Source organism: Pseudoalteromonas sp. AS84, from assembly GCF_038900255.1.
Classification (GTDB): domain Bacteria; phylum Pseudomonadota; class Gammaproteobacteria; order Enterobacterales; family Alteromonadaceae; genus Pseudoalteromonas.
In genome coordinates this window covers 32,204-55,324 of record NZ_JBBMQY010000002.1, presented here as the reverse complement: position 1 = coordinate 55,324, position 23,121 = coordinate 32,204, and the positions used below count along the sequence as shown (strand labels likewise).

The following is a 23,121-nucleotide window of genomic DNA, read 5'->3' as shown; positions in this document are numbered from 1 at the left end:
CGATATGGCGCATTTTATAGATAGGCGTTTAAACGGAAAAAATAAAAGTACGCTTAATCGCCAGCGCTTTATTAGGCGCTATAAAAAGCAAATTAAAGAAGCAGTTTCAGATGCGATTAACAAACGCAGCGTTACCGATTCAAGCTCTGGTGAGAGTATTTCTATTCCACAACGCGATATCAGCGAACCTACATTTCATCAAGGAAAAGGCGGGAATAGAGAACAAATTCACCCTGGTAACGATCAGTTTTCTACAGGTGATAAAATTGAGCGCCCTAAAGGCGGACAAGGCGGCGGTGCCGGTGAAGGTGACGCCAGCGATTCGGGCGAAGGACAAGATGAGTTTGTATTTTCGATATCAAAAGATGAATACCTTGATTTACTGTTTGAAGATTTAGAGCTCCCTAACTTACAAGAAAACCAACTTGATAAGTTAGTGCAAATGAAAACCCACCGCGCAGGGTTTTGTAGCGACGGCATGCCAAGTAATATTGACATTGTCCGCTCACTTCAAGGCTCGCTTGCGCGTCGTGTGGCAATGAGTGCAGGTAAAAAACGCCGTTTAAAAGAGCTCGAAGAACAACTTGCTCTGCTACTTGCTAGCCCACATAACGATAAAGCAGCAATTGCTTTATTACAAAAAGAAATTGCAGCATTAAAAGTGCAAATTAAGTCGGTTCCGTTTATTGATAACTACGATTTACGTTTTCGTAACTACGAAAAGCGCCCTCATCCCACCAGCAAAGCGGTGATGTTTTGTATTATGGATGTGTCAGGCTCAATGGATCAGCCAACAAAAGACATGGCAAAGCGCTTTTATATTTTGCTCTATCAATTTTTAACACGCAGCTATAAAGACATAGAAGTTGTTTATATTCGCCACCACACACAAGCAAAAGAAGTAGACGAGCAAGAGTTTTTTTATTCCCAAGAAACGGGCGGCACTATTGTTTCAAGCGCACTTAAATTAATGAACGAAATAATAAAAGAGCGTTATCACGCAAACGAGTGGAATGTATACGCCGCACAAGCCTCTGATGGCGATAACTGGGCTGACGACACCCCGCAGTGTGGTGAAATTTTACGTAATAAGCTCTTAAGCGCAGTACGCTATTTTGCGTATATTGAAATAACCACTCGTGCTCATCAAAGCCTATGGCGCGAATATGAATCCATAACACACAGCCATAGTAATTTCGCCATACAGCATATACAAAGCGTTGAAGATATTTACCCAATTTTTAGGGAGCTATTTAAAAAAGGTCGTCAACAGCAAAACTCTGCATAACCTAAAGCGAGGTAACATTATGAATGATAAACGAATGAGTGATGGCCCAGATTGGACCTTTGATTTATTAGATGAATACCAAGGTGAAATTGCCCGTGTTGCAGCTCACTACAGGTTAGACACCTACCCTAATCAAATTGAAGTGATAACCGCAGAGCAGATGATGGATGCTTATTCAAGCGTTGGCATGCCTATTGGTTACAGCCATTGGTCTTACGGTAAAAAGTTCATTCAAACAGAGCAAAATTATAAGCGCGGACAAATGGGTCTCGCTTACGAAATAGTGATAAATTCAGACCCTTGTATTGCGTACTTAATGGAAGAAAATACCCTACCTATGCAAGCGCTTGTAATGGCACATGCATGTTACGGACATAACTCATTTTTTAAAGGTAATTACTTATTTAAAACCTGGACCGATGCTGGTTCAATTATTGATTACTTGGTATTTGCTAAAAACTACATAAGCCGCTGTGAAGAAAAGCATGGTATTACACAAGTAGAAGCCCTACTCGACTCATGTCATGCCTTAATGAATTACGGAGTGGATCGCTACAAACGTCCACAACAAATATCGTTATTTGAAGAGCAAAAACGTCAACAAGAGCGTGAAGACTACCTTCAATCGCAAGTAAATGAATTATGGCGGACTATTCCTGAGCAACAGCAAGAAACCAAAAAGAAAGTACGCCATTTTCCTTCTGAGCCCCAAGAAAATATTTTGTATTTTATTGAAAAAAATGCCCCATTACTCGACTCTTGGCAACGTGAAGTTATACGTATTGTTCGTAAAATTTCGCAATACTTTTACCCACAAAAACAAACTCAAGTAATGAACGAAGGCTGGGCAACTTTTTGGCATTACACCATCCTTAATCACTTATATGATGAGGGAAAACTCACCGACTCGTTTATGTTAGAATTTTTACAAAGCCACACCAACGTAGTTTATCAGCCACCTTATAACAGTAAGTATTATTCAGGCATTAACCCATATGCTTTAGGCTTTAATATGATGGTTGATATTCGCAGAATATGTGAACACCCAACTGAAGAAGATAAACGTTGGTTCCCTGAATATGCAGGCAGTAATTGGCTAGATACACTGCATTTTGCAATGGAAAACTTTAAAGATGAGAGTTTTATTAGCCAGTTTTTATCGCCTAAGTTAATTCGTGATTTTAAATTATTTACTATTATTGATCATACTAATAATCCCCATTTAGAAATTGGCGCAATACATAACGACAATGGTTATAAAGCAGTGAGAGAAGCCCTCTCAGCGCAGTACAACTTGAGTAATCATGAGCCTAACATTCAAGTGTATGATGTTGATATTAGAGGTGACCGTTCACTAACCTTACGCTATGTACCCCATAATAATATTCCTTTAGCAAACTCGCACAAAGAAGTAATTAAGCATCTTTACAGATTATGGGGGTTTAAAGTAAAACTTGAACAAGAGTCAAATTGTGGTGAGGTCTCTATAATTGGTCAGTGTCCAACCGATGACTCTCGACACACAACTGAGTAACAATAGGGGATAATAAAAATTTGTTGTGCTGGTTGGCTTAGCTGACTATACAAACACCCTATTATTTAACTCTAAATTCTGGATATAAAAAATGACGCTTAAGCGTCATTTTTTATATCTTCGTAGGCTATTACTTTATTTCGCCCTGTATTTTTAGACTGGTACAATGCTTTATCTGCAGCCTCTATCCAGCGCTCATGATTTTTAAAATCATTACTGTTACCAGCTAGCCCTATACTTACCGTCATTGTTATTTCAAAGTGTTTATACTTAACAGGGTTAGTTTCAATCAATACCCTTAAACGCTCAGCAAATACAAAAGCGCCTTCTTTATCTGTATCAAGTAATGTTACTGCAAACTCTTCACCGCCATAACGCCCTGCAACATCAGTTTCGCGCAGCGTCGTACGTAGTAAGTTAGATAGGTGACGAAGCGATTCATCACCACAGCTATGGCCATATTCATCATTTATTTTTTTAAAGTGGTCAATATCAAACATTAATAATGTACTACAGCCACCACTTCGCTTAACTCTCAAAAACTCTTGGCGTAGCGTACCTTCCCAGTGTCCACGGTTTGCAAGCTGCGTTAAGCTATCTGTTTGACTTACTTGTTCTAATTTTTTGTTTAACTCTTCAAGCTCTTTTTTATTTACCGCGACATCTGTTACATCATACAAAATAATACAAATATGGCTAACTTCGCCCATCGTATTTGTAAGAGGGATAAATGTCGCATTTTGATACATGTAATCAGCTTTACCAGTAATAGGTCGATAATTTTTAAACCTAAAAATGTATGGCTGCTGCTCCCAAATCGTAAAAGAGCGGTTTTTTAAAACAAAAACCGATTCTGATTTACTTCTAAACCATTTTTCGTCTATTGCTGGAAATAAATCAAATAGGTCTTTATCTTTTACTGCGCTTGGTAGAAGCCCTGAATGGTTTTCCATAAAACCATTCCATACACACACCTTATAATCTCTATCAAGTACTACAAGGCCTACATCAACGGTATTAAACATATCCATTAACCAATGGATCTCATTCATTTCTAAATCTGCAGCCATAACTTAATCTTCTAATAGGTAAGCAACTTTATACTTCAAAGTTTTAAGTGAATCTTCAGTAAATAACAGCATGAGGTCGCAATTTATATCATGGTTTTCAATACCGTAACTAATCTCTATAGCAAGGGTGCGTTGCCAACGTGACTTGTTTGATTTAACCAGCTCAGACACATCTCTGTGTTGGCCAAGTACTATTGGGTGCCCTTGGCTAAATGACATATCGAGCTGCTTAGAAAGCCCCGTTAAAATAGCGCCTATCAAAATATTACTAATATCCATAAGCAGCTCAAGTTCAATTTTATCGTTTAACTCACCGTCATAATTCATCAAAGAAGCTATTTCTTTAAAGCTTGAATCATTTAAAAGTAATAGCGCCTCGCCCGAAATACCACCGCCAATAAAGCCCTGGCACACACCCGATGTAGCTGCATTATTGTCTATAGACTGCAGCGCCATATCGAGTTCATTAACTTCCAAAATATTCACATTAGGAATTGGTAGCTCGACAAACACATTAAGAAGGCGCGCAAGTAAATCCCCAGCCTGACCCATAGCAACGTTAGTGAGCTCTTGGTATATATCTCGAACATCAGGGTCGACTTGCTCTCCTAGCGAATGAGAGAGACGCTCACGCATAGCTTTATCTTTAATCCCATGGTGTTCAATTATGCTGGCTAGCTTTTCGGGGGAACATGGTTTTTGAATAAAGTCGATAGCACCAAGTTCAAGCACTCTTTGATGTGCACTTGGCTGTATATCACCAGAGACGACAACAGTGAGTATGTTTAGCCCCTGTTCTTTCATAGCGATTAAAACTTCATAGCCATCCATTTCAGGCATGTTTAAATCGAGAAAAAGTATCTCTGGTTCAATTAACTTTATTTGCTTTATACAATCAACACCGTCGAGTGCAAATTCAACTTTAATATCCCAATCTTCAGGTAATGAGCGAGCTAGTTGACGCCTAGCTAATTTTGAGTCATCACATATTAGTACCGATGTTGACATATTATCTCTCTGTTTCTAAACCAGTCATGAGCATTAAAATTACTTTATAGTGGTTTTTATTTTTATTATTGAAGATATATTTTGTAACTTCATGTTAATCAAAGTTTAGCACAGTTACAATTTTTATATTACAGAACTAATCCCAGTTTAATTAGAGCTGTATAATCACTTGGTTACTATAGCGCAGTATAATACACTGACGCCCATTGCGTTAATTTAAAAGGAAATACCTTATGTTACGTTCACTTGCCTTTGTTTTGAGTGCATTTTGCTCTGTGGCTATTGCAGCCGATTACCCAGAAAACACGCTAGACATAGGAAAAGTATCTGCACAGGGCAAACCAGTAACTTTATTAGGCAAAGGTGTCTCAGTAGGTGATAGTGCGCCAAATTTCAAAGTAGTTGATGACAACTTCATCCCTGTAACGCTTGAGGATTACAAAGGTCAAGCTGTATTGATAAGTGTAGTACCCAGCCTTGATACAGGTATTTGTAGCCTGCAAACTAAACACTTTAATGAAAAAGTAGCCTCGCAATTTCCTGCGGTTGCTATGTTGACAATTAGTGCTGATTTACCATTTGCTCAAAAGCGTTTTTGCAAAGCTGAAAATATCGATAAAATCACTACGTTATCTGATTCTGTTTGGCGCGATTTTGGCCAAAAATACGGATTAATTATTAAAGATATGGGTTTACTAACGCGAACTGTATTTATTTTAGATGAAAGTCACAACATCATTTATAAACAATTAGTTAGTAGTCTTTCAACTGAACCAGAATATAACAGCGTAATTGAGAAACTTAAAACGCTGTAAAGCCGATTAATTAGCACTAATTAAGCAAGGCTAAATAGACTTAAAATAAAAAACCGCCAATTGGCGGTTTTTTAATGTGCTTTTATAATTAACCTAAAAGCTCACCAAGTTGTGAACTTACAGCTTCAACAGCTTGTGTACCATCTAGTTTGTGGTACTGAGTGTTACCAGCAGCAGCTTCTGCTTGGTAGTAATCAACTAATGGCATAGTTTGTTCGTGGTAAATACCTAAACGTTTACGTACTGTTTCTTCAGTGTCGTCTGCGCGAACAATTAAGTCTTCCCCTGTTTCGTTGTCTTTACCTTCCACTTTTGGTGGATTGTAAACAACGTGGTAGACACGACCAGAACCAGGGTGAACGCGACGTCCGCCCATGCGCTCAACAATTACTTCATCAGCAACATCAAATTCAATAACGTGATCAACCACTACGCCATTTTCTTTCATTGCATCAGCTTGAGGAATAGTGCGTGGGAAGCCATCAAGTAAAAAGCCTTTCTCACAATCCGCTTTAGTAATACGCTCTTTTACTAAACCAATAATAATATCATCAGAAATTAGTTGACCAGCATCCATTACTTTTTTTGCTTCTAGGCCTAGTGGTGTGCCTTCTTTAATTGCCGCACGTAACATATCGCCAGTAGAAATTTGTGGAATACCGTATTTGTCCATTAAAAACTGAGCTTGAGTACCTTTACCTGCACCCGGCGCGCCCAAAAGAATAATGCGCATATTATTGTCCCCTAGTATGGATATTTATTTTAAAGCCTGAATTCTTCCACAAGCGCCGCAGATACTCAAGCAACTTATACTAATTGATGAGTTGTTGATGTATTTACAGCGCATTAAAAAAGGGAACACACGTTCCCTTTTATTTAAAGTATATAATTTATACTTTTATTAACTAAATAAGTAGTTAACTACTTACTTAGTTCAAGCATTAGCTTGTTTAAGCGAGTAACGAATCCTGTTGGATCTTTAAGTGTACCGCGTTCTGCAAGTAATGCTTGGTCTAATAAAACATGTGACCACTGTGAAAACTTATCTTCATCTTGTTCGTCATTTAAATGCTTAACAAGTTGGTGCTCTGGGTTTAGCTCAAACACAGGTTTTGCTTCTGGGGCTGCTTGACCTACAGACTCCATTAGCTTTTGCATTTGTGAGCTCATATCGTTGTCGTCGCTTACAACACACGCTGGAGAATCTGTTAAGCGGTGCGTAAAGCGTACTTCTTTAACGTCTTCACCTAATGCTGTTTTAATACGTTCAACAAGCCCAGCCATTTCTTTTTCAGACTCTTCTTGTGCTTTTTTAGTTTCTTCGTCGTCAAGTTTACCTAAATCTAGGTCACCACGTGTAATTGACTGTAGTTGCTTATCAGCAAATTCAGTTAAGTGGCTCATCATCCACTCATCAACACGGTCACTTAGTAGTAATACTTCAATGCCTTTTTTGCGGAAAATCTCTAAATGCGGAGAATTTTTCGCAGAGGTAAATGTATCAGCTACTACATAGTAAATTTTATCCTGACCTTCGTTCATGCGCTCAACATATTGCTCAAGCGACACATCTTGCGTTTCTGAATCAGTATGAGTCGAAGAAAAACGTAATAGTTTACACACAGCTTCTTTATTTGCCGCATCTTCAGCTGGGCCTTCTTTCATTACTTGGCCAAACTCGTTCCAAAATACTTGGTAATCGTCAGCTTTGTTTTTAGCCATACGCTCAAGCATTTTAATAATGCGCGATGTACACCCTTTACGAATAGCTTGCGTTACTTTGTTATCTTGTAGAATTTCACGAGATACGTTTAGTGGTAAATCGTTTGAATCTAGTAAACCTTTCACAAAACGAAGGTAGCTTGGCATGAACTGCTCAGCATCATCCATTACAAATACACGTTGTACGTAAAGTTTTAAGCCACTTTGGCGTTCACGGTTCCATAAATCGAAAGGTGCTTTTTTAGGGATGTATAAAAGGCTCGTGTATTCAGTTTTACCCTCAACCTTATTATGTGCCCAGCTAAGTGGATCTTCCCAGTCGTGGCTTACGTGCTTGTAAAACTCTTTGTATTCTTCATCAGAAAGCTCTGATTTATCACGTGTCCACAATGCAGTTGCACGGTTAATACTTTCCCATTCACCTGGTACTGCTGGAATTTTTTCGCCGTCTTCGCCTTCAGACTCTGGTACTTCTGCTTTAAACATTTGTACAGGTGTTGAAATATGGTCTGAGTATTTAGTAACAATGCCGCGCAGGCGGTAATCGTCAGCAAATTCTTTTTCTTCATCACGAAGATGTAAAATAATGTCGGTACCACGGCCTTCTTTTTCAATTTCTTGAAGCGTGTATTCGCCTTCACCTTGAGATTCCCACTCGTAAGCTGTTGTTTCACCCGCTTTTCGTGTACGAACAGTTACTAAATCGGCAACAATAAATGCTGAGTAAAAACCAACACCAAATTGACCAATTAACTGTGAATCTTTACTTTGATCACCCGTTAAGTTTTTGAAAAACTCAGCAGTACCCGACTTTGCAATAGTACCCAATGAGCTTATTACTTCATCACGTGTCATACCAATACCGTTATCAGAAATGGTAATTGTATTTGCTTCTTTATCTGCACTAATACGAACACGTAAATCGGCATCACCTTGGTAAAGGTCGCCTTGAGATAGCGCTAAAAAGCGTAACTTGTCTGCCGCATCTGATGCGTTTGACACAAGTTCGCGTAAAAATATTTCTTTATTAGAATAAAGAGAATGAATCATTAAGTTTAATAATTGTTTTACTTCTGTTTGAAAGCCTAATGTTTCTTTTTGTGCTGCAGTCATTTATATATCTCCAATTTGCAAAGTGTCTGCGTTATGCACTTAATATGGGGTGAGGTGTTAGAACTTCAAGGGAAAAATCAAAAAAAGGTGAAACGAAAAAATAGAATATCTCGTTTATCTAAAATGGGTGCGGACAATTAATATGAATCTTTTCGCTTGTTGTTGGATGTTCAAAATATAAATCGCTGGCATGTAATTGTAAGCGTCCTGCCATGTACTCACTTTGTGCACTTTTATATAAATCACAGCCTAAAATTGGGTGCCCTATAAACTGGCTGTGTATTCGTAGTTGATGGGTACGTCCGGTAACGGGCGTAAATTGCACTAAGGTTCTGCACGGTTGTTTAAGCCGCTCAAGCACACTGTATTCACTCACCGCTACTTTGCCCGTCGCTTGGCAAATTTTAACTCGCGGAAAAAGCAGCTTATCCTTTGCTATTGGCGCAGTAATTTCCCCCTCACTAACAGCCAAGCACCCTTCTAGCATTGCTACATAACGCTTTTGAATAGTACGCGCCTGAAACTGTATATTAAGATGCTTGGATGCTTTGGCGTTTAATCCAACAATCATAATGCCCGATGTACCCAAATCTAACCGATGCGGTAACTTAGCCTCAGCAAAAGCGGCTGTTAACCCTTTTTGACCATGCACTAAACGGTAATGTACTGAGTCCCAGTTAAGCGGGTTTTTACCCGACAAACTTAATAACCCACTGGGTTTATTGATCAGTAAAATATCGTCATCTTGATATAATATTTCAATAAACCCAGCGCATTTAGGCGCTACAAAGTCATCAACTATAATGTGTGGTTCTGAAGGTGTATGCGATGTTGAGTTATCTATTAAGTTAATCATTAAATTAGTCAATATCTTTCGAATGAAGCGCTTTTAAAGCCAATACTTGCTCACGTAAATCGTCTGCTACTACTTTGTCAGCGGCAATCGAGGTACCTACTGCAACCGACACCAAAGACCATTTTAATCGTGGTAGTTGCCACTTAGCTTTTCGGCTAAACATACTTCCCCACAGGCCCCCTAAATGCACCGGAATAACGGGCACAGGTGAGCGTTCAATAATACGCTCTATTCCGCGGCGAAAAATATCCACTGAGCCATCACTAGTCAGCTTCCCTTCAGGAAAAATACCAACAAGCTCGCCTTTATTCAGCGCAGCGGCCACTTCGTCAAACGCTTTTTTAAACGCTTCTGGATTGGTTTTTTCACTGTTAATGGGAATAGCTTTGGCCATTTTAAATAACCAATGCAGTGCTGGGGAATAATAAATAGGAGCAAAAACCATAAACCGGATAGGCCTTGGTGATGCTGCTAAAATAAACATCCAATCGACAAAGCTCACGTGATTACACACTATAACGGCAGCGCCTTCATCTGGAATATTACTTTCACCTTTTGTACGCACTCGGTACATACAAATAGCTAAAATATATATAATAAATCGTAAAAAGAACTCTGGTACTTTGGTATAAATATAAACAGAGATAAGTAAGTTTAGCCCAGCTAGTAACAGTAGTAGTTCTGAAATACTCCACTCCAGAATAGACAACGTTACAATACTTAAAACAGCACTGCCCACCATAAACAACGCATTTAATACATTGTTAGCCGCTATAACACGTGAGCGACTCGACTCTTCAGTACGCTGTTGAATAAGCGCATACAACGGTACAGTATAAAAACCAGCGCCAATGCCAATGCCTGCCATCCATACAAAATGCCACAACATGTCGCCTGTTTCTAATAACTGCTCAAGCGTCAATAATTCAAGGTTTTGAGGTAAATAAGAGCTAATAGCAGGCTCTTGACTCAGTAAGTATAAAAACAAGGTAATTAAAATAGCGCCAAAAGGCACAATCCCTAATTCTATACGAGAGCGAGAAAGCTTTTCACACAATAACGATCCAATAGCAATACTTAGTGAAAACACAACAAGCGCGCTAGTTACAACCAGTTCATCCCCGCCCATTGTGTGTTTTACATAATTTGGTAAGGAGGTTAAAACAATTGCGCCAATTAACCAAAACCAACTGATCCCAAGTACTGATTTACCAACCGATTCTGTTTGCGAATTAAGTGCTGAAAATACGTTTTTTGTGGATGAAAATATATTATAGGTAAATTTTAAGTTAGGCTCGTTTGCCTCACTAATGGGTATAAAGCGACTGCTCACATAACCCATAATGGCCAGTACTAATACGGCAATACTTATAAGCGTAGGTCCTACTGATTGAGTAATATAATAGGTGCCAAAAATTGTACCAATTAGTATCGCCACAAACGTGCCTGATTCAACCAAGCCATTCGCTTTTGTTAATTCGTTAGGGGCTACGTGCTGCGGTAAAATAGAGTATTTTAATGGACCAAAAAACGTACTTTGTACGCCCATTAAAAATACGGTGGCTAACATCAGCCAAACGTACTGCGTTAAAATAGAGACTGCCCCTACAACCATAATAGGGATTTCCCATAGCTTAACGATTCTGATTAGTTTGGATTTTTCTGTTTTTTCAGCTAACTGCCCCGCCATCCCTGAAAATAAAAAGAAAGGCAGAATAAATAACCCAGCAGCAATATTTGAATAAAGTGCGCCATCAGCAAGCGTTGCAGCCTGAAATATCAATAGAATAAGCACTGATTGCTTATACACGTTATCGTTTATCGCTGAGAAAAACTGCGTAATAAAAAGCGGTAAAAAACGCTTACTACCCAGCAATGTACCTTGGTAGGGTTGATTATCTTTCATTGTATTCCTTACTAATTAGATAGATAGCCTACAAGAATAAAACATAACAGGCCACCTCTAAGCTTACCTTAAAAACAAAAAAGCCTACATAATTTAATCATGTAGGCTTTTACAGTTTGTTTTCAAATAGTGGCTTAGAATTAGTCTTGTGTAACTAAACGCCTGCCGCTAAAAGCATGCATAAGCGTTCTACCATCTACTAAATCAAGCTCGCCCCCCACAGGAATACCGTGAGCAATACGCGAAGCACCTACTTTATATTTATGACAAAGCTGAGCAATATAATGAGCAGTAGTATCGCCTTCAACGGTAGGGTTAGTCGCTAAAATAACCTCATTAATACCGCCTTGAGCAAGTTTTTGCTCTAAAACGTCTAAGCCAATTTCTTTAGGGCCGATACCGTCAATTGGCGATAAATGACCCATTAAAACAAAATATAGCCCTAAGTACTGACCCGTTTGCTCAATGGCAAGTACGTCAGTTGGCGATTCAACAACACATAATATGCCGCTGTCTTGACGCTTTGTACTTAAACAAATGTCGCACTGAGCTTGTTCGCAAAAAGTACGACAAGACTGACAATGCCCTATGGCTGTCATTGCTTTAGTGAGTGCATTACCAAGCTGAGTGCCCCCTTTACGGTCGCGCTCAAGCAAGTGAAAAGCAATACGTTGCGCTGACTTTGGACCAATGCCCGGTTGGCAGCGCAGTGCTTCTATAAGCTGATTTAAACTATCTGAAAGTTGCATTATTTACTTAAAACGGCATTTTCATACCTGGTGGTAATTGCATACCGCCAGTTACTTTACCCATGCGCTCTTGTGTTTCTTCTGCAACACGGCGTACAGCATCGTTACATGCTGCTGCAAGTAAGTCTTCAATCATGTCTTTGTCATCTTCCATTAGGCTTTCATCAAGCTGAACACGACGTACGTTGTGGTTACCAAGCATAGTTACTTTAACTAAACCGGCACCGGCTTCGCCAACAACTTCTAATGTTGCAATTTCGTCTTGGGCTTTTTGCATGCGATCTTGCATTTGCTGCGCTTGCTTCATCATGTTGCCCATTCCACCTTTAAACATAACTTTCTCTCTTTCTTTTAATACATTAATTAACATGAACATAAGGGCGATTGTAAGTAATTACAATGCCTGAATACTGTTTTCGTCGATTTCGGCGCTAAATACTTGCTGAAATTGTACTATGTTTTCGTCAGATGTGATCACATCGATTGCTTGTTGATGGCGACCTGCATCAATTTTTTGCTGAATAAGATAAGGAGAGTCAATAACTCCCTTAGCAAAATTAATACTTAACGACACGTTATGCTCATAAATACTCGACAGTGCGGCATCTAATCTTTGGCGAAGCATCGGTGTATCTAAATGCTTTTGTGATTCATCAACATCTATATGTAAACTGTTGCCTTGCTTGGTAAATATTGAATGCAGTGCAAATTGGCGCATACGACCACCCAGCCCCATACGTTTAATTAAATAAGCCCATTCATCTTGTTGATGTGCAAATCTAATTTCACTAATTGGGCTTTGAAAATCATCAGGCGCAGGAATACTTACTTCCTCTGGCACTATTTCGGGCGCTTTTTGAGGGTTTATTTGCTCAAGTAATTCTGGCGCTAAATTTTCGGTAATTGTTTGGTGTTTTGCTTTAAAATCAATCTTACTAGCTGGCTTTGTGCTGGATTGACTATGTACCTGGGTTTGGCCCCCTGTTACTGGGAGCTCATGCTTTTTTTCACTCTCACCTGCGCTATCAGTTGCCCAAGGAGGGGTATCGCCAGACGTAGTGCTTGAAGGGCCATTAAGCTCACTTGCACTTGTATCTGCACTACCTTGATGAACACTTTGGGCTTTAGGCATTCTTGGATGCTGTTCAGGCTTTTTAGCAGGCGCTTGGCTTGGCTGTACTGCTACATTACTCGCAGATGTATTTGTATTCTTACTTGATAACCTACCTGCACCCGATATGTTTCTGTCACGTAAAATACGGGCAATGGCCGATTGAGCTTGCGCTTCTTGCTCGGCAATTGGTGTACTTACATTTTGATTAGCTGCAAGCTCTAATGAAGGATCTGAATTTGTATTAGTAGCAGGGTTAAAGCCCTGATCTACAGCGCTACTCATTATATCGTCAAACTGCGAGGCTAACGTTTGTTCAGCATCGCTGTGTTGCATATAAGCTTCATCTTCACTTTGACGCTGGGCTTGATCATCCGAAACAACATTAGCTTGTGGTTGCTCATTAACTGAGACTTGTTGTTCAGGAGTGTTTTCTGTTTGTTGAACCGGTTGCTCTACTGCATCATTCGCTGGTTCATTTTTACTTTGTGCGACTTCATCATTAGATATTTCAGTGGCAATCGTTGGCGCTGATTCAACTGGTTTTGGTTGTTCGGTATTATTAACCGGTAAAGCATTGCTTACCTGCTCACGGCTAGCACTTGATAAGCTATTTTGCGGTGTTTTATTTTTATTTAATATATCTCGCAGTGCACTTGCTCGGCCTTGCTTATTTTGAGCCGGCTCTTCATTAACTATAGGTACACTTTGTTGAGCGTCTGTAGGCTTAAATGCTAATAGTCTTAGCATGATCATTTCAAAACCTAAGCGAGGCTCTGGTGCCCATTGTAAATCTTTTTTACCATTTAACAGCAACTGATAATAAACTTGAATTTGCTGTGGGCTCGTATGCTGTGCAACATGAGCAATATAATCTACATTTTTTTCATCTAGCCCTGCCGCTTCTGGCACTAACTGGGTTAGTTGAGTCAAATGCGTAAGTGCAATTAAATCATCAAGCAATGCCACATAATTAGGATTACGACTTGCCACTTGTGCAATTTCATCCATTAATGCAGCACCATCTTGAGCAAGTAATGCTGCAAGCAAGCTTTGGCTGTAATGGGTATCCATTAAACCAAGCATAGTTTGTACTGCTTGATTATTAATATCACCATTTGTTTGCGCAATAGCTTGGTCGGTTAAGCTAAGTGCATCACGCATACTGCCATCAGCGGCTTTTGAAATAATACTAAGTGCATCGGTATCAAAGCTAAGCTGCTCTTGAGTAAGTACGTGTTCAAGCTGTGTTTTAATTTCACTTTGCGATAACGCATTTAAGTTAAATTGCAAACAGCGAGATAAAATTGTAACGGGTAACTTTTGAGGATCGGTCGTCGCTAATAAAAATTTCACATGCTCTGGTGGTTCTTCAAGCGTTTTTAAAAGCGCATTAAAGCTGTGCTTAGAAAGCATGTGAACTTCATCGATTAGATATACTTTATAACGTCCACGCGTTGGCACATATTGAACGTTATCGAGTATTTCGCGGGTGTCCTCTACTTTGGTTCGAGAAGCCGCATCTATTTCGAGTAAATCAATGTAGCGCCCTGCTTCTATATCTAAACAGCTGCTACATTGACCACACGGATTTGCAGATATACCTTCGTCGCAATTTAAGCTTTTAGCAAAAATACGTGCAATGGTCGTTTTACCTACACCGCGGGTTCCAGTGAATAAATAAGCGTGATGCAGTCTATTTTGTGTAAGCGCATTTACAAGCGCTTGCTTAACATGAGACTGCCCAACCAATTCATGAAAGGTTTGAGGACGCCATTTTCTCGCTAGAACCTGATAACTCATCGATTACTCGCCTTCGAATTCAACCAATTTTAGGATTTTAATACCCATTTTTTTGATGCGCTGCTCGCCACCAAGTTCAGGTAATGATACAACAAATGCAGCATCTGTGGCTTCGCCACCTAGTTTATGAACTAATTTAGCAGTGGCTTCAATTGTGCCACCAGTTGCTAACAAGTCATCAACTAGTAATACTTTATCGCCAGGTACAATTGCATCAACGTGCAGTTCTAGCGTGTCTTCACCGTATTCAAGTAAGTAATCTTGACGAATAACTTCGCGTGGTAACTTACCTGGTTTACGTACTGGAATAAACGGAATACCTAACGCGTAAGACAATGGCGCACCAAAAATAAAGCCACGTGATTCTGTGCCAATTATTTTAGTAAAACCCTGATCTTTATATTCAGCGATAAACGCGTCAATAGTTGCTTTAAAGGCTTCTGGATTTGCCATTAAAGTGGTTACATCGCGAAACATGATGCCCGCTTTTGGATAATCAGCAATTGTAGTTATGCTGTTTTTGATAATTGCTGGTGTTACTTGAGTCATAATTTTAACTGCTCAATTGTTTATATTACAAAGCAGGTGATTATAACCTTAACTAACCTTTAATTGCGAGTTTGGCGTTATTATAAAAGAAGTATTAAGTGTAGGGAGTGTAATAAGAAATAAAGAGACTCAAGGCTGAAGTAAGCAACAGCCTTAATAAACGCTATGCATTTTAAGTTAAGCTAGTGATCCAGCCCAATATTGCATTTAAACAACCAATCCCTGCAAATACAGCTAAGAAAGCAAGAAAGTAAGTAGCGTTGAACGGATCTTTAAAGTCTTTATCATCTGACATTGGTACAACCTTTTATTAAGCACGGCAAATAAGGGTGTCATGATAGACGATGTAAAATCATCAATAAAGACCTTAATCTTGATTTTTTGTCACAATGACACCGCGTTCAACCATAGCATTAAGGGTAACCAATGCACCTTGAGCAATTTGCTCTGCATTAAATTGCGGCGCGTGAGCTAATACCTGTTGGCAAACTTCATCAAATGTCGCTCCATCACTTGCCTCGATAATTGACAGCAATAAAGCAGTCATCGCATTGGTAGCCAAAAATTGAACGTCATCATCTTCATCTCTATATACAACAAAACAATTAGGCTGGGCTGATGGCTCTTTAGGTATAAAGTGATTGCTAATATTTTGAACTGGAAATTGATAACTTAAATTTCTTGCCGCTTTCGATAAATACAAAGCAGAACTAGTGAGTGCTGTTGTTTGTAATTTTTGCGCTTGCTCATCTTCATGCGCAATCGATACATCAAGCTCTACCCATTCGTAATGGGCAAGCTCTAGCATAAACACAGGATCGTATTCTTTCATTTTATAATCACTAGATAAGTAATTAACAAACTCCCCTGCTATATCTAAAAAGTACGGCGAATGACAATCATATTCGCTAAAAAACTGACGTACAAGTACCTGCCATTGCTTGTCGGTGTATAAGGTTTTTAATACCGGAAAACCTGATGATATAAAACCTTCAATGTTATTGAAAAATAGGTCGCGATAAATGGCCATACGTCTGTCTTCAATACCGCTGGGCTTATTATTTTTAGGCTCGCGAATATGCGCCATAAATTTGTTTTGTATTTCAATAAAGCTCATAACCAGGCACTCTTTTAATATTTATAAAGGCTTATATTAAGCTCGTTGTTTTGAAAAAGTTGAAGTAATGTGTTTAGCTTGTAGCTCATGAATTATATCTAATTCTTTGGTTAACACATCCATAGTAGGAATATTAAAATCGCGCTCAAGCAAGGTTGGAAATACGCCATGCACTTCATATGCCTTATCCAATAGCTTCCACACAGGATCAATGACATCAGCACCATGTGTATCCACTATTAAGTCATCAGCCTCATTATAATGGCCTGCAACGTGCCCATAGGCAATACGATTAGAGGGTAACCCAGCTAAAAACGCTTGTGCGTTATAGCCATGATTAATCGAATTCACATAAATGTTATTCACATCAAGTAAAAGCTTGCAGTCTGCTTGCTCTAAAATGGTATTTGTAAATTCCAGCTCAGGTAACTGCTGCCCAGGAGCTGCATAATAAGAAACATTTTCTATCGCAATTTGTTGCTCAAGTATGTCCTGTACTTGTTTAATACGTGGAACAACGTGTGCAATAGCATCTGGCGTGAACGGAATTGGCATTAAGTCATACATATGCCCGGTGCCAGAGCAGTAACTTAAGTGCTCACTATAAATTTTTATATTGTGTTCTTCAAAAAAAAATTTTAAAGATTTAACAAATTCAACATCCAATGGTTCGGGTGAGCCAATAGACAGTGACAAGCCATGGCACACAAAGTTATTTGCATCTGTTAATGTTTTAAATTGTTTTTTAAAACGCCCCCCTAGCTTTAACCAGTTCTCCGGCGCAACTTCCAAAAAATCTACTTGATTAGGTACGTGCTCAAGGAGCTCACCAAGCATTTCTCGTCGTAGGCCAAGGCCCACCATCCCGAAATCTGTACTCTGAACTTGTGTCATAACTACCTCTAACTTATCAAAAAAGGGCCTTAAGGCCCTTTTAGCATAACTTATTTAGAATAAGATATTAACGGCCGCCACATTTACCTTCACCGCACTTGCCTTCCGCTTTAGCTTTAGCACCTTTAGTATCTTTTGCGTCGCCGCCACATTTACCTTCGCCGCACTTGCCTTCAGCTTTAGCTTTCATGCCTTTAGCATCTTTTGCGTCGCCACCACATTTACCTTCGCCGCACTTGCCTTCTGTTTTAGCTTTTGCATCTTTTGCATCGCCACCACATTTACCTTCGCCGCACTTGCCTTCTGTTTTAGTTTTTGCATCTTTTGCATCGCCGCCACATTTACCTTCGCCGCACTTGCCTTCTGTTTTAGCTTTTGCATCTTTTGCATCGCCGCCACATTTACCTTCGCCGCACTTGCCTTCTTTAGCGTCAAGTTGGTAACCTGTCACTAATTGTTGAAACTCAAATGGATTAGCCTGTACATCTGCAGATACAAAGCTTGCAGAGCCAACAACTACTGCACCTAAAGTTAACGCGATTGTATTTTTTTTAACTGTATTCATTTTGTGACTCTCTTTAATCAAGTATTGTAAATCTCAGCAATAAAAATGTATTTTAAATTGCTTGTATGCTTAAGTAGACCTGTACAAGAATAAAAACTTTCATTTATTTTCATAATATTTACTTTTGCGGTTTCTACATTAAATATGGTTGGTAATTACAGATTTATCAATGTGTGATTTACAGGTAAACTATGCGTCCAGTTTTTTATCAAATTAATCACCTTATGAAACTTGTTTTAGCACCTATGGAAGGTGTCGTTGATTTTAAAATGCGCCAATTACTCACTGATATTGGTGGGTTCGATTTGTGCGTTACCGAGTTTGTAAGAGTGGTTGAAACATGCTTACCTGACAAAGTTTTTCATCGATTTTGCCCTGAACTACATAATAATGGATTTACGCGAGCAGGTACTCCTGTGCGTGTTCAGTTGCTCGGCCAAGAAGCAAATCCGTTAGCCGAAAATGCAGTAAGAGCAATTGCTTTAGGATCTCATGGGGTCGACCTTAACTTTGGATGTCCAGCAAAAACTGTAAATCGTAGTCGAGGAGGCGCTGTACTACTTAAAGATCCTGATCATATGTACACTATTATCAAAGCAGTCCGAGACGCTGTAGATGATAAACATGAAGTAAGTGCAAAAATTCGCTTAGGATTTGATGATGACAGTAATAGCCAAGAAATAGTTGATGCTGTGGTAAGTGCGGGCGCAAATAGTATAGCTATACATGCTAGGACCAAACGTGATGGCTATAACCCGCCAGCATATTGGGAAAAAATTCCGCCAATAATAAAAGATAAAAACATTGCCGTTGTTGCTAATGGTGAAATTTGGCAAGTTGAAGACGCTATGCTTTGCCAAAAACGTAGTGAATGCACTGATTTAATGCTTGGTCGTGGCGCCCTTTCGCACCCTGATCTAGCAAAAAAAATTAAAGCTCATGTAAATAACGAACAATATGATGGCCTTCAATGGGAGCATATTATTTATCACTTAATCCACTCTGCTATTCATCAAGACCCTGCAAAAGATGTAAAGTACTTTGCTTCTCGTACAAAGCAATGGCTAGGTTACCTTAAACGCCAATACCCGCAAGCGATCGATTTATTTGATGAAATCAGGCGTTTAAAAAGTAAAGAAGATGTGGCAAGCGTATTAAATAAATACGCCAAAGCACCGCAACTTGATTCAAATCATAACGGCTAGATTAAAGCATCTAGATAATATCAGTATAACGAAAAGACAATTTAATAAGGTTGTACTGATAATGCATCATCAAAAGATTCTAAACGATGAAATAGCACAAGTTAAATTGCATATATTAACTATGCTTTCTCAATCAGCCTATCCGGCACACCAGCATTTAATAAAAATTTTAAACAGTACAGCAAACAATGAATGGTTAGACTGTGCAGCACAGAAACTAGGGCCTGAATATGCGCTTTTAATCAATCGCATGACTAAACTAGAAGCAGCAGTAAGCCAAATAGAAATTGGCCAATACGGTTACTGCTGTGACTGTGAAGAAAAGATATCAGCCAAATTGCTTGAACAAGACCCTGCAATTCAACGATGTACAAAGTGCGCATCATGAGCGCACTTAAAAGTTATTACATCAGTTGCTGTATAAAGCTAAATGATTGTCCAGGATAAAGTAATATATCTTCAACTAAATATTGGGCCTCTTCCTGGCTTATTTCTAAGCGTTTCATAAGGTTCACCTTTGCTTGTGGCAAAGTCCACGCATGGTAATGAATGCCAATATCTGATTCCATCATTGCAAGCATAAGAGTTTTATCTTTATCGGACATGTTCATATTGCTCGCCATTGCCGGTAAGTCTAGATAAGCAGACTGCCAATCAAGTCCCTCTATTAACTTTTCACCCGAGAGATACTTTACTACAAATGATGTTTGATGAGAGGTAGACAATTTGCTATCGAATACTACATGCTCTGATACTTTTATTTTTTCATTAAGAAGAGTAACCCATTCTAGCGGTGAGTGTACTTCGCCACTAAAGTAATTAAGCTTGCTCTGATACCACTGTGTTCCATTTGGAAGCCCTCTTAAACCAACACTGCCTCTGGGCTTATAACTAGCTAAATAATCGCTAAAAGCTCTTATATGACTCTTAAGTGCTGGTTGAGCATCATTACTTCCTATAGCACTCAATACATAGCTTTGTAATAATGTGAGCTCAATTTTATTCAGCTTTAAATTGCTTTGTTTTGCACTGTCTAGTGTATCTTGGGTTAACTTAAGCCAAGTAATAACATTATCTGGTGTACTTTTTGAGTCCTCGAAAGCAAGCATGTTTTTTAATACATCGACTTGAGCCGGCCAATTAAAATAGCGCTCAGGAAAACGCTCTGCAATAACCAAATAGTTTACTTGTGCAATTTGATTGAGATTAAGGTCCATACCCATTAAGTTCTGATAAATAGTATGACGTTTAGCTAAATATGCATCAGAGAACACCAATTGCTCTTTAGTAATTCTATCGTTTTTTTTAGCGCCTGGTTGTACAAGTGCCATGTTTAAAGTTTTTAAAGCGACTTGCGCATCTTCAAATGACTCATAAGATTGAGGCTGCTTTGAACATGCAGCTAAAAATAGGCACAGTAATAATGAAAAAGAGAGCTTTTTATACATAGTAGTTCCAATAAAAAAAGCCCCAGAGGGGCTTTTTATAAGTTGCTTTAGCTAAATAAAATTAAATTTTAACACCGTTGCGAGCGGCTTTATCTTTAATATATGTAGACCAACCTTTTGCAAACTTGCGTGTGCGAGGGTCATCCATAGCTTTAGTAATTGCAGCATATGCTTGCTTATACTTACCTTGGTAGTAATACGCTTCAGCTAAATCTGAGTAAATAGTACCCTTTTTATCAGAGCCAAGCTCTAATGCTTTGTTCAAACGAACAACAGCGGCACTAAATTTCTCAGATTGTAAAAGTAACGAACCAGCTTTGCGATAGTTCTCAGCGTCGTCATCAAATTTAGCAGCTTCTTCGTAGTACTTAGCAGCTTTTTCTAAATCTTTAGAGCGATGATAGTTACTCGCAATCGCGCTAATATTCTGCTTGGTACGCTTTACTTTGTCTTCTTTAATAGCCTTTTCAAGCGTTACAGCTGCTTTAAAAGGGATCTCGTTTAAAGAATAAAAGTTAGACAAGACTTTATAATCTACTTCATTTTCAAAGTAACCATTCTTGTAAGCAACTTCCATCGTTGCTAAACCTTTAGAATAATCCTCAGTTTGTAGGTAATATTTACCTAAACCAACCCAAGCTTTTTTATCATCAGGCCATACACGAACAATTTCTTCGCCAACTTTAACCATGTTTGCATAATCTTTAAGTTCAAAGTATGCAGCTAGTTTTAGTTGGAAAGGGCCTTTATTTGGCTCTTTTTGAAGTTTAATTGCCTTATCTGCTGGTTCAAAAACATCACGAAACTGCTCTAACTGGAAATTAGCTTGGGCAATACGCGTATAAACCGTAGGATCTTCTTGACCGGTAAAGTCCATCCAAGCTACATAAGCTTTTTTGGCTTCTTGATACTTTTCAGTACCGGCGTATAAATCGCCTAACAGTTTTAGAGTTTGTTCTTGATCAGCAAAGTTTAAAACATCAGGGGCAACTGCTTGTTTAGAATATTTAATTGCTTCGTCATACTTTTCTTTTTGCGCGTACATGCTACCTAGGTAACGATTTACAGTCGCTTTATCAAAATCATTCGAAGCATCAATCTCTCTAAGCAAAACAATTGCTTCATCAACTTTTTCTTCGTTGTACAAGTCAAACGCTTTAATTACCTTTTTACCAGTACGCTCGCCCATGATTTTAGTTTTTGCTTTTTTACGCTCTTCAATCTTTGCGTAATCTGGCGCCGCTAAAACAGATGCACTTAAAGTAGCACCAGTCACAGACATAAGAATTGCAAGAGCAGTTACTTTAGAAAAATTTCTCATTACTCGCCTCCTTAGTTGCCTTGGTTAAGTTTAAAGTCTAATTGAACTTGTAAACCTGGTTGTTTCTGTGGTTTTCCGTCAATGATCTTAGGACGGTACTTCCACTTACGCAGTGCACGTTTAGCTTCACGGTCAAAGATACGTTTCGGATCTGCGTCAATTACTTCAACGTCAGTTACTCCACCTAACTCATCAATTGTGAATGAAAGTTGTACCCAACCTTCTTTGCCATCTCGCGCTGCTTGCGTTGGATATTTTGGTTCTATACGAACGATCGGTGTCGCATCACCATCTCGTCCAAATGCACCAGGACCACTTAGTCCACCAGCTGAACTACCTATATCTATGCTACCCATGTTAAATGACATAGCACCAGGATTAGGATTATTATTTTCCGGCTGTGGCGGCTGCGGTTTAGGCGGCTGCTTTGGCGGTGGCGGAGGAGGAGGCGGTACACGCTTCCTCTCCTGCACCTTAGATTCAGGCGGATTCGTCATTATTTCGACTATGATCTGCTCTTTTTGTTCCGTATTACGGTCAGCCCCACCAGAGATGAGGAAGGCCATGAAGTAGAACAAGCCGAAAGTAACTGCCCCACCTGCAATCAGTGAAAACAGAAAACGAATCATTACTGATCTCCAGCTATTGAAATTCTAAGGTTGTCACCCGTCGCTTTAATCTGGTCCATAACTTTAACTACCGTACCGTGTTTAGCTTCTTTATCAGCTTGTATAATTACAACTTCGGTAGGTTGCTCTGCTAATAAACTTTCGATTTTTGCTGAAATACGTTCAACATCAATTTGTTGTTTATCAACCCAGATTTCGCCGTTACCACGAATAGCAATAAAAATGTTAGCATTTTTTTGCTTAGTAGCTTGGGCAGCTTTTGGTTTATTGACCTCGATACCAGCCTCTTTAACGAACGATGTAGTTACGATAAAGAAAATAAGCATGATAAATACGATGTCAAGCATTGGCGTCATATCAACCGCAGCTTCTTCTTCTTCACGAAAACGTTGTTTACGTGCCATATTTAATTCTCTCT

At 39.1% G+C, this 23,121-nt stretch carries 23 protein-coding genes; 5 read left to right on the top strand and 18 right to left on the bottom strand.

The genetic code is table 11. The features are described 5' to 3' along the window. The first annotated feature begins 4 nt into the window (after window positions 1-4). Window positions 5-1,288: a YeaH/YhbH family protein gene (locus WNY79_RS02650; RefSeq protein WP_342875041.1), complete on the top strand. Its 1,284-nt coding sequence runs from the start codon at window positions 5-7 to the stop codon at window positions 1,286-1,288. Between the two features lie 19 nt (window positions 1,289-1,307). Continuing rightward, on the top strand, window positions 1,308-2,822 hold the full coding sequence (locus WNY79_RS02645) for a SpoVR family protein (protein ID WP_342875040.1): 1,515 nt from the start codon (window positions 1,308-1,310) through the stop codon (window positions 2,820-2,822). 98 nt (window positions 2,823-2,920) lie between these two features. Here WNY79_RS02645 and WNY79_RS02640 read toward each other — a convergent pair whose 3' ends face one another. Both WNY79_RS02640 and WNY79_RS02635 read right to left on the bottom strand, forming a co-directional pair. Next, complete coding sequence (locus tag WNY79_RS02640) at window positions 2,921-3,892, bottom strand: diguanylate cyclase (protein WP_342875039.1); 972 nt, start codon at window positions 3,890-3,892, stop codon at window positions 2,921-2,923. Window positions 3,893-3,895: 3 nt separating this feature from the next. Beyond that, on the bottom strand, window positions 3,896-4,900 hold the full coding sequence (locus WNY79_RS02635) for a response regulator (protein ID WP_007584074.1): 1,005 nt from the start codon (window positions 4,898-4,900) through the stop codon (window positions 3,896-3,898). A 233-nt stretch (window positions 4,901-5,133) separates the two neighbouring features. Between WNY79_RS02635 and tpx the strand changes: the two genes are divergently transcribed. Next, the gene (tpx, locus tag WNY79_RS02630) at window positions 5,134-5,715 is read left to right on the top strand and encodes a thiol peroxidase (protein ID WP_342875038.1); all 582 of its coding nucleotides are present in this window, start codon (window positions 5,134-5,136) and stop codon (window positions 5,713-5,715) included. Between the two features lie 88 nt (window positions 5,716-5,803). On the opposite strand, the gene adk is transcribed toward tpx, so the two are convergent. The 12 genes from adk to WNY79_RS02570 all read right to left on the bottom strand — a co-directional run bounded on the left by adk (window position 5,804) and on the right by WNY79_RS02570 (window position 18,100). Next, on the bottom strand, window positions 5,804-6,448 hold the full coding sequence (gene adk, locus WNY79_RS02625; RefSeq protein ID WP_076924125.1) for an adenylate kinase: 645 nt from the start codon (window positions 6,446-6,448) through the stop codon (window positions 5,804-5,806). Between the two features lie 188 nt (window positions 6,449-6,636). Beyond that, complete coding sequence (gene htpG / locus WNY79_RS02620) at window positions 6,637-8,550, bottom strand: molecular chaperone HtpG (RefSeq protein WP_076924124.1); 1,914 nt, start codon at window positions 8,548-8,550, stop codon at window positions 6,637-6,639. A 118-nt stretch (window positions 8,551-8,668) separates the two neighbouring features. Continuing rightward, window positions 8,669-9,406, bottom strand: coding sequence for an RluA family pseudouridine synthase (locus WNY79_RS02615; protein ID WP_290192458.1), 738 nt, complete (start codon window positions 9,404-9,406; stop codon window positions 8,669-8,671). A 4-nt stretch (window positions 9,407-9,410) separates the two neighbouring features. Next, window positions 9,411-11,312, bottom strand: coding sequence for an MFS transporter (locus WNY79_RS02610; protein ID WP_342875037.1), 1,902 nt, complete (start codon window positions 11,310-11,312; stop codon window positions 9,411-9,413). A 140-nt stretch (window positions 11,313-11,452) separates the two neighbouring features. Continuing rightward, the gene (recR, locus tag WNY79_RS02605; RefSeq protein WP_008165968.1) at window positions 11,453-12,061 is read right to left on the bottom strand and encodes a recombination mediator RecR; all 609 of its coding nucleotides are present in this window, start codon (window positions 12,059-12,061) and stop codon (window positions 11,453-11,455) included. A 7-nt stretch (window positions 12,062-12,068) separates the two neighbouring features. After that, window positions 12,069-12,395 carry a YbaB/EbfC family nucleoid-associated protein gene (locus tag WNY79_RS02600; RefSeq protein WP_002962306.1) on the bottom strand — a complete coding sequence of 109 codons (327 nt, stop codon included), beginning with the start codon at window positions 12,393-12,395 and terminating at the stop codon, window positions 12,069-12,071. 60 nt (window positions 12,396-12,455) lie between these two features. Next, a complete protein-coding gene (gene dnaX, locus WNY79_RS02595) occupies window positions 12,456-14,975 on the bottom strand; it encodes a DNA polymerase III subunit gamma/tau (protein WP_342875036.1) in 2,520 nt (839 codons plus the stop codon). Window positions 14,976-14,978: 3 nt separating this feature from the next. Beyond that, on the bottom strand, window positions 14,979-15,524 hold the full coding sequence (apt, locus tag WNY79_RS02590; protein WP_007375861.1) for an adenine phosphoribosyltransferase: 546 nt from the start codon (window positions 15,522-15,524) through the stop codon (window positions 14,979-14,981). 172 nt (window positions 15,525-15,696) lie between these two features. Continuing rightward, window positions 15,697-15,819, bottom strand: coding sequence for a hypothetical protein (locus WNY79_RS02585; RefSeq protein WP_002962301.1), 123 nt, complete (start codon window positions 15,817-15,819; stop codon window positions 15,697-15,699). A 72-nt stretch (window positions 15,820-15,891) separates the two neighbouring features. Then, a complete protein-coding gene (locus WNY79_RS02580) occupies window positions 15,892-16,641 on the bottom strand; it encodes a putative DNA-binding domain-containing protein (RefSeq protein WP_342875035.1) in 750 nt (249 codons plus the stop codon). 36 nt (window positions 16,642-16,677) lie between these two features. After that, window positions 16,678-17,535 carry a DUF692 domain-containing protein gene (locus WNY79_RS02575; RefSeq protein WP_342875034.1) on the bottom strand — a complete coding sequence of 286 codons (858 nt, stop codon included), beginning with the start codon at window positions 17,533-17,535 and terminating at the stop codon, window positions 16,678-16,680. Between the two features lie 67 nt (window positions 17,536-17,602). Beyond that, on the bottom strand, window positions 17,603-18,100 hold the full coding sequence (locus WNY79_RS02570) for a hypothetical protein (RefSeq protein WP_197185974.1): 498 nt from the start codon (window positions 18,098-18,100) through the stop codon (window positions 17,603-17,605). A gap of 224 nt (window positions 18,101-18,324) precedes the next feature. Here WNY79_RS02570 and WNY79_RS02565 point away from each other — a divergent pair, with 224 nt between their 5' ends. After that, a complete protein-coding gene (locus tag WNY79_RS02565; RefSeq protein WP_342875239.1) occupies window positions 18,325-19,305 on the top strand; it encodes a tRNA-dihydrouridine synthase in 981 nt (326 codons plus the stop codon). Between the two features lie 61 nt (window positions 19,306-19,366). Continuing rightward, the gene (locus WNY79_RS02560; protein ID WP_076924115.1) at window positions 19,367-19,693 is read left to right on the top strand and encodes a conjugal transfer protein TraR; all 327 of its coding nucleotides are present in this window, start codon (window positions 19,367-19,369) and stop codon (window positions 19,691-19,693) included. Between the two features lie 16 nt (window positions 19,694-19,709). Here the strand turns inward: WNY79_RS02560 and WNY79_RS02555 are convergent, their stop codons facing one another. From WNY79_RS02555 to WNY79_RS02540, 4 genes are all read right to left on the bottom strand, one after another. Next, the gene (locus WNY79_RS02555) at window positions 19,710-20,753 is read right to left on the bottom strand and encodes a hypothetical protein (protein ID WP_342875033.1); all 1,044 of its coding nucleotides are present in this window, start codon (window positions 20,751-20,753) and stop codon (window positions 19,710-19,712) included. Between the two features lie 61 nt (window positions 20,754-20,814). Beyond that, a complete protein-coding gene (locus WNY79_RS02550) occupies window positions 20,815-22,074 on the bottom strand; it encodes a hypothetical protein (RefSeq protein ID WP_342875032.1) in 1,260 nt (419 codons plus the stop codon). Window positions 22,075-22,085: 11 nt separating this feature from the next. Further along, entirely contained in the window at window positions 22,086-22,703 is a 618-nt protein-coding gene (locus WNY79_RS02545) for an energy transducer TonB (protein ID WP_024590813.1), read from the bottom strand. Next, window positions 22,703-23,107: a biopolymer transporter ExbD gene (locus tag WNY79_RS02540; RefSeq protein WP_076924110.1), complete on the bottom strand. Its 405-nt coding sequence runs from the start codon at window positions 23,105-23,107 to the stop codon at window positions 22,703-22,705. Before WNY79_RS02540 ends, WNY79_RS02545 begins: the two co-directional genes overlap by 1 nt. Between the last annotated feature and the right edge of the window lie 14 nt (window positions 23,108-23,121).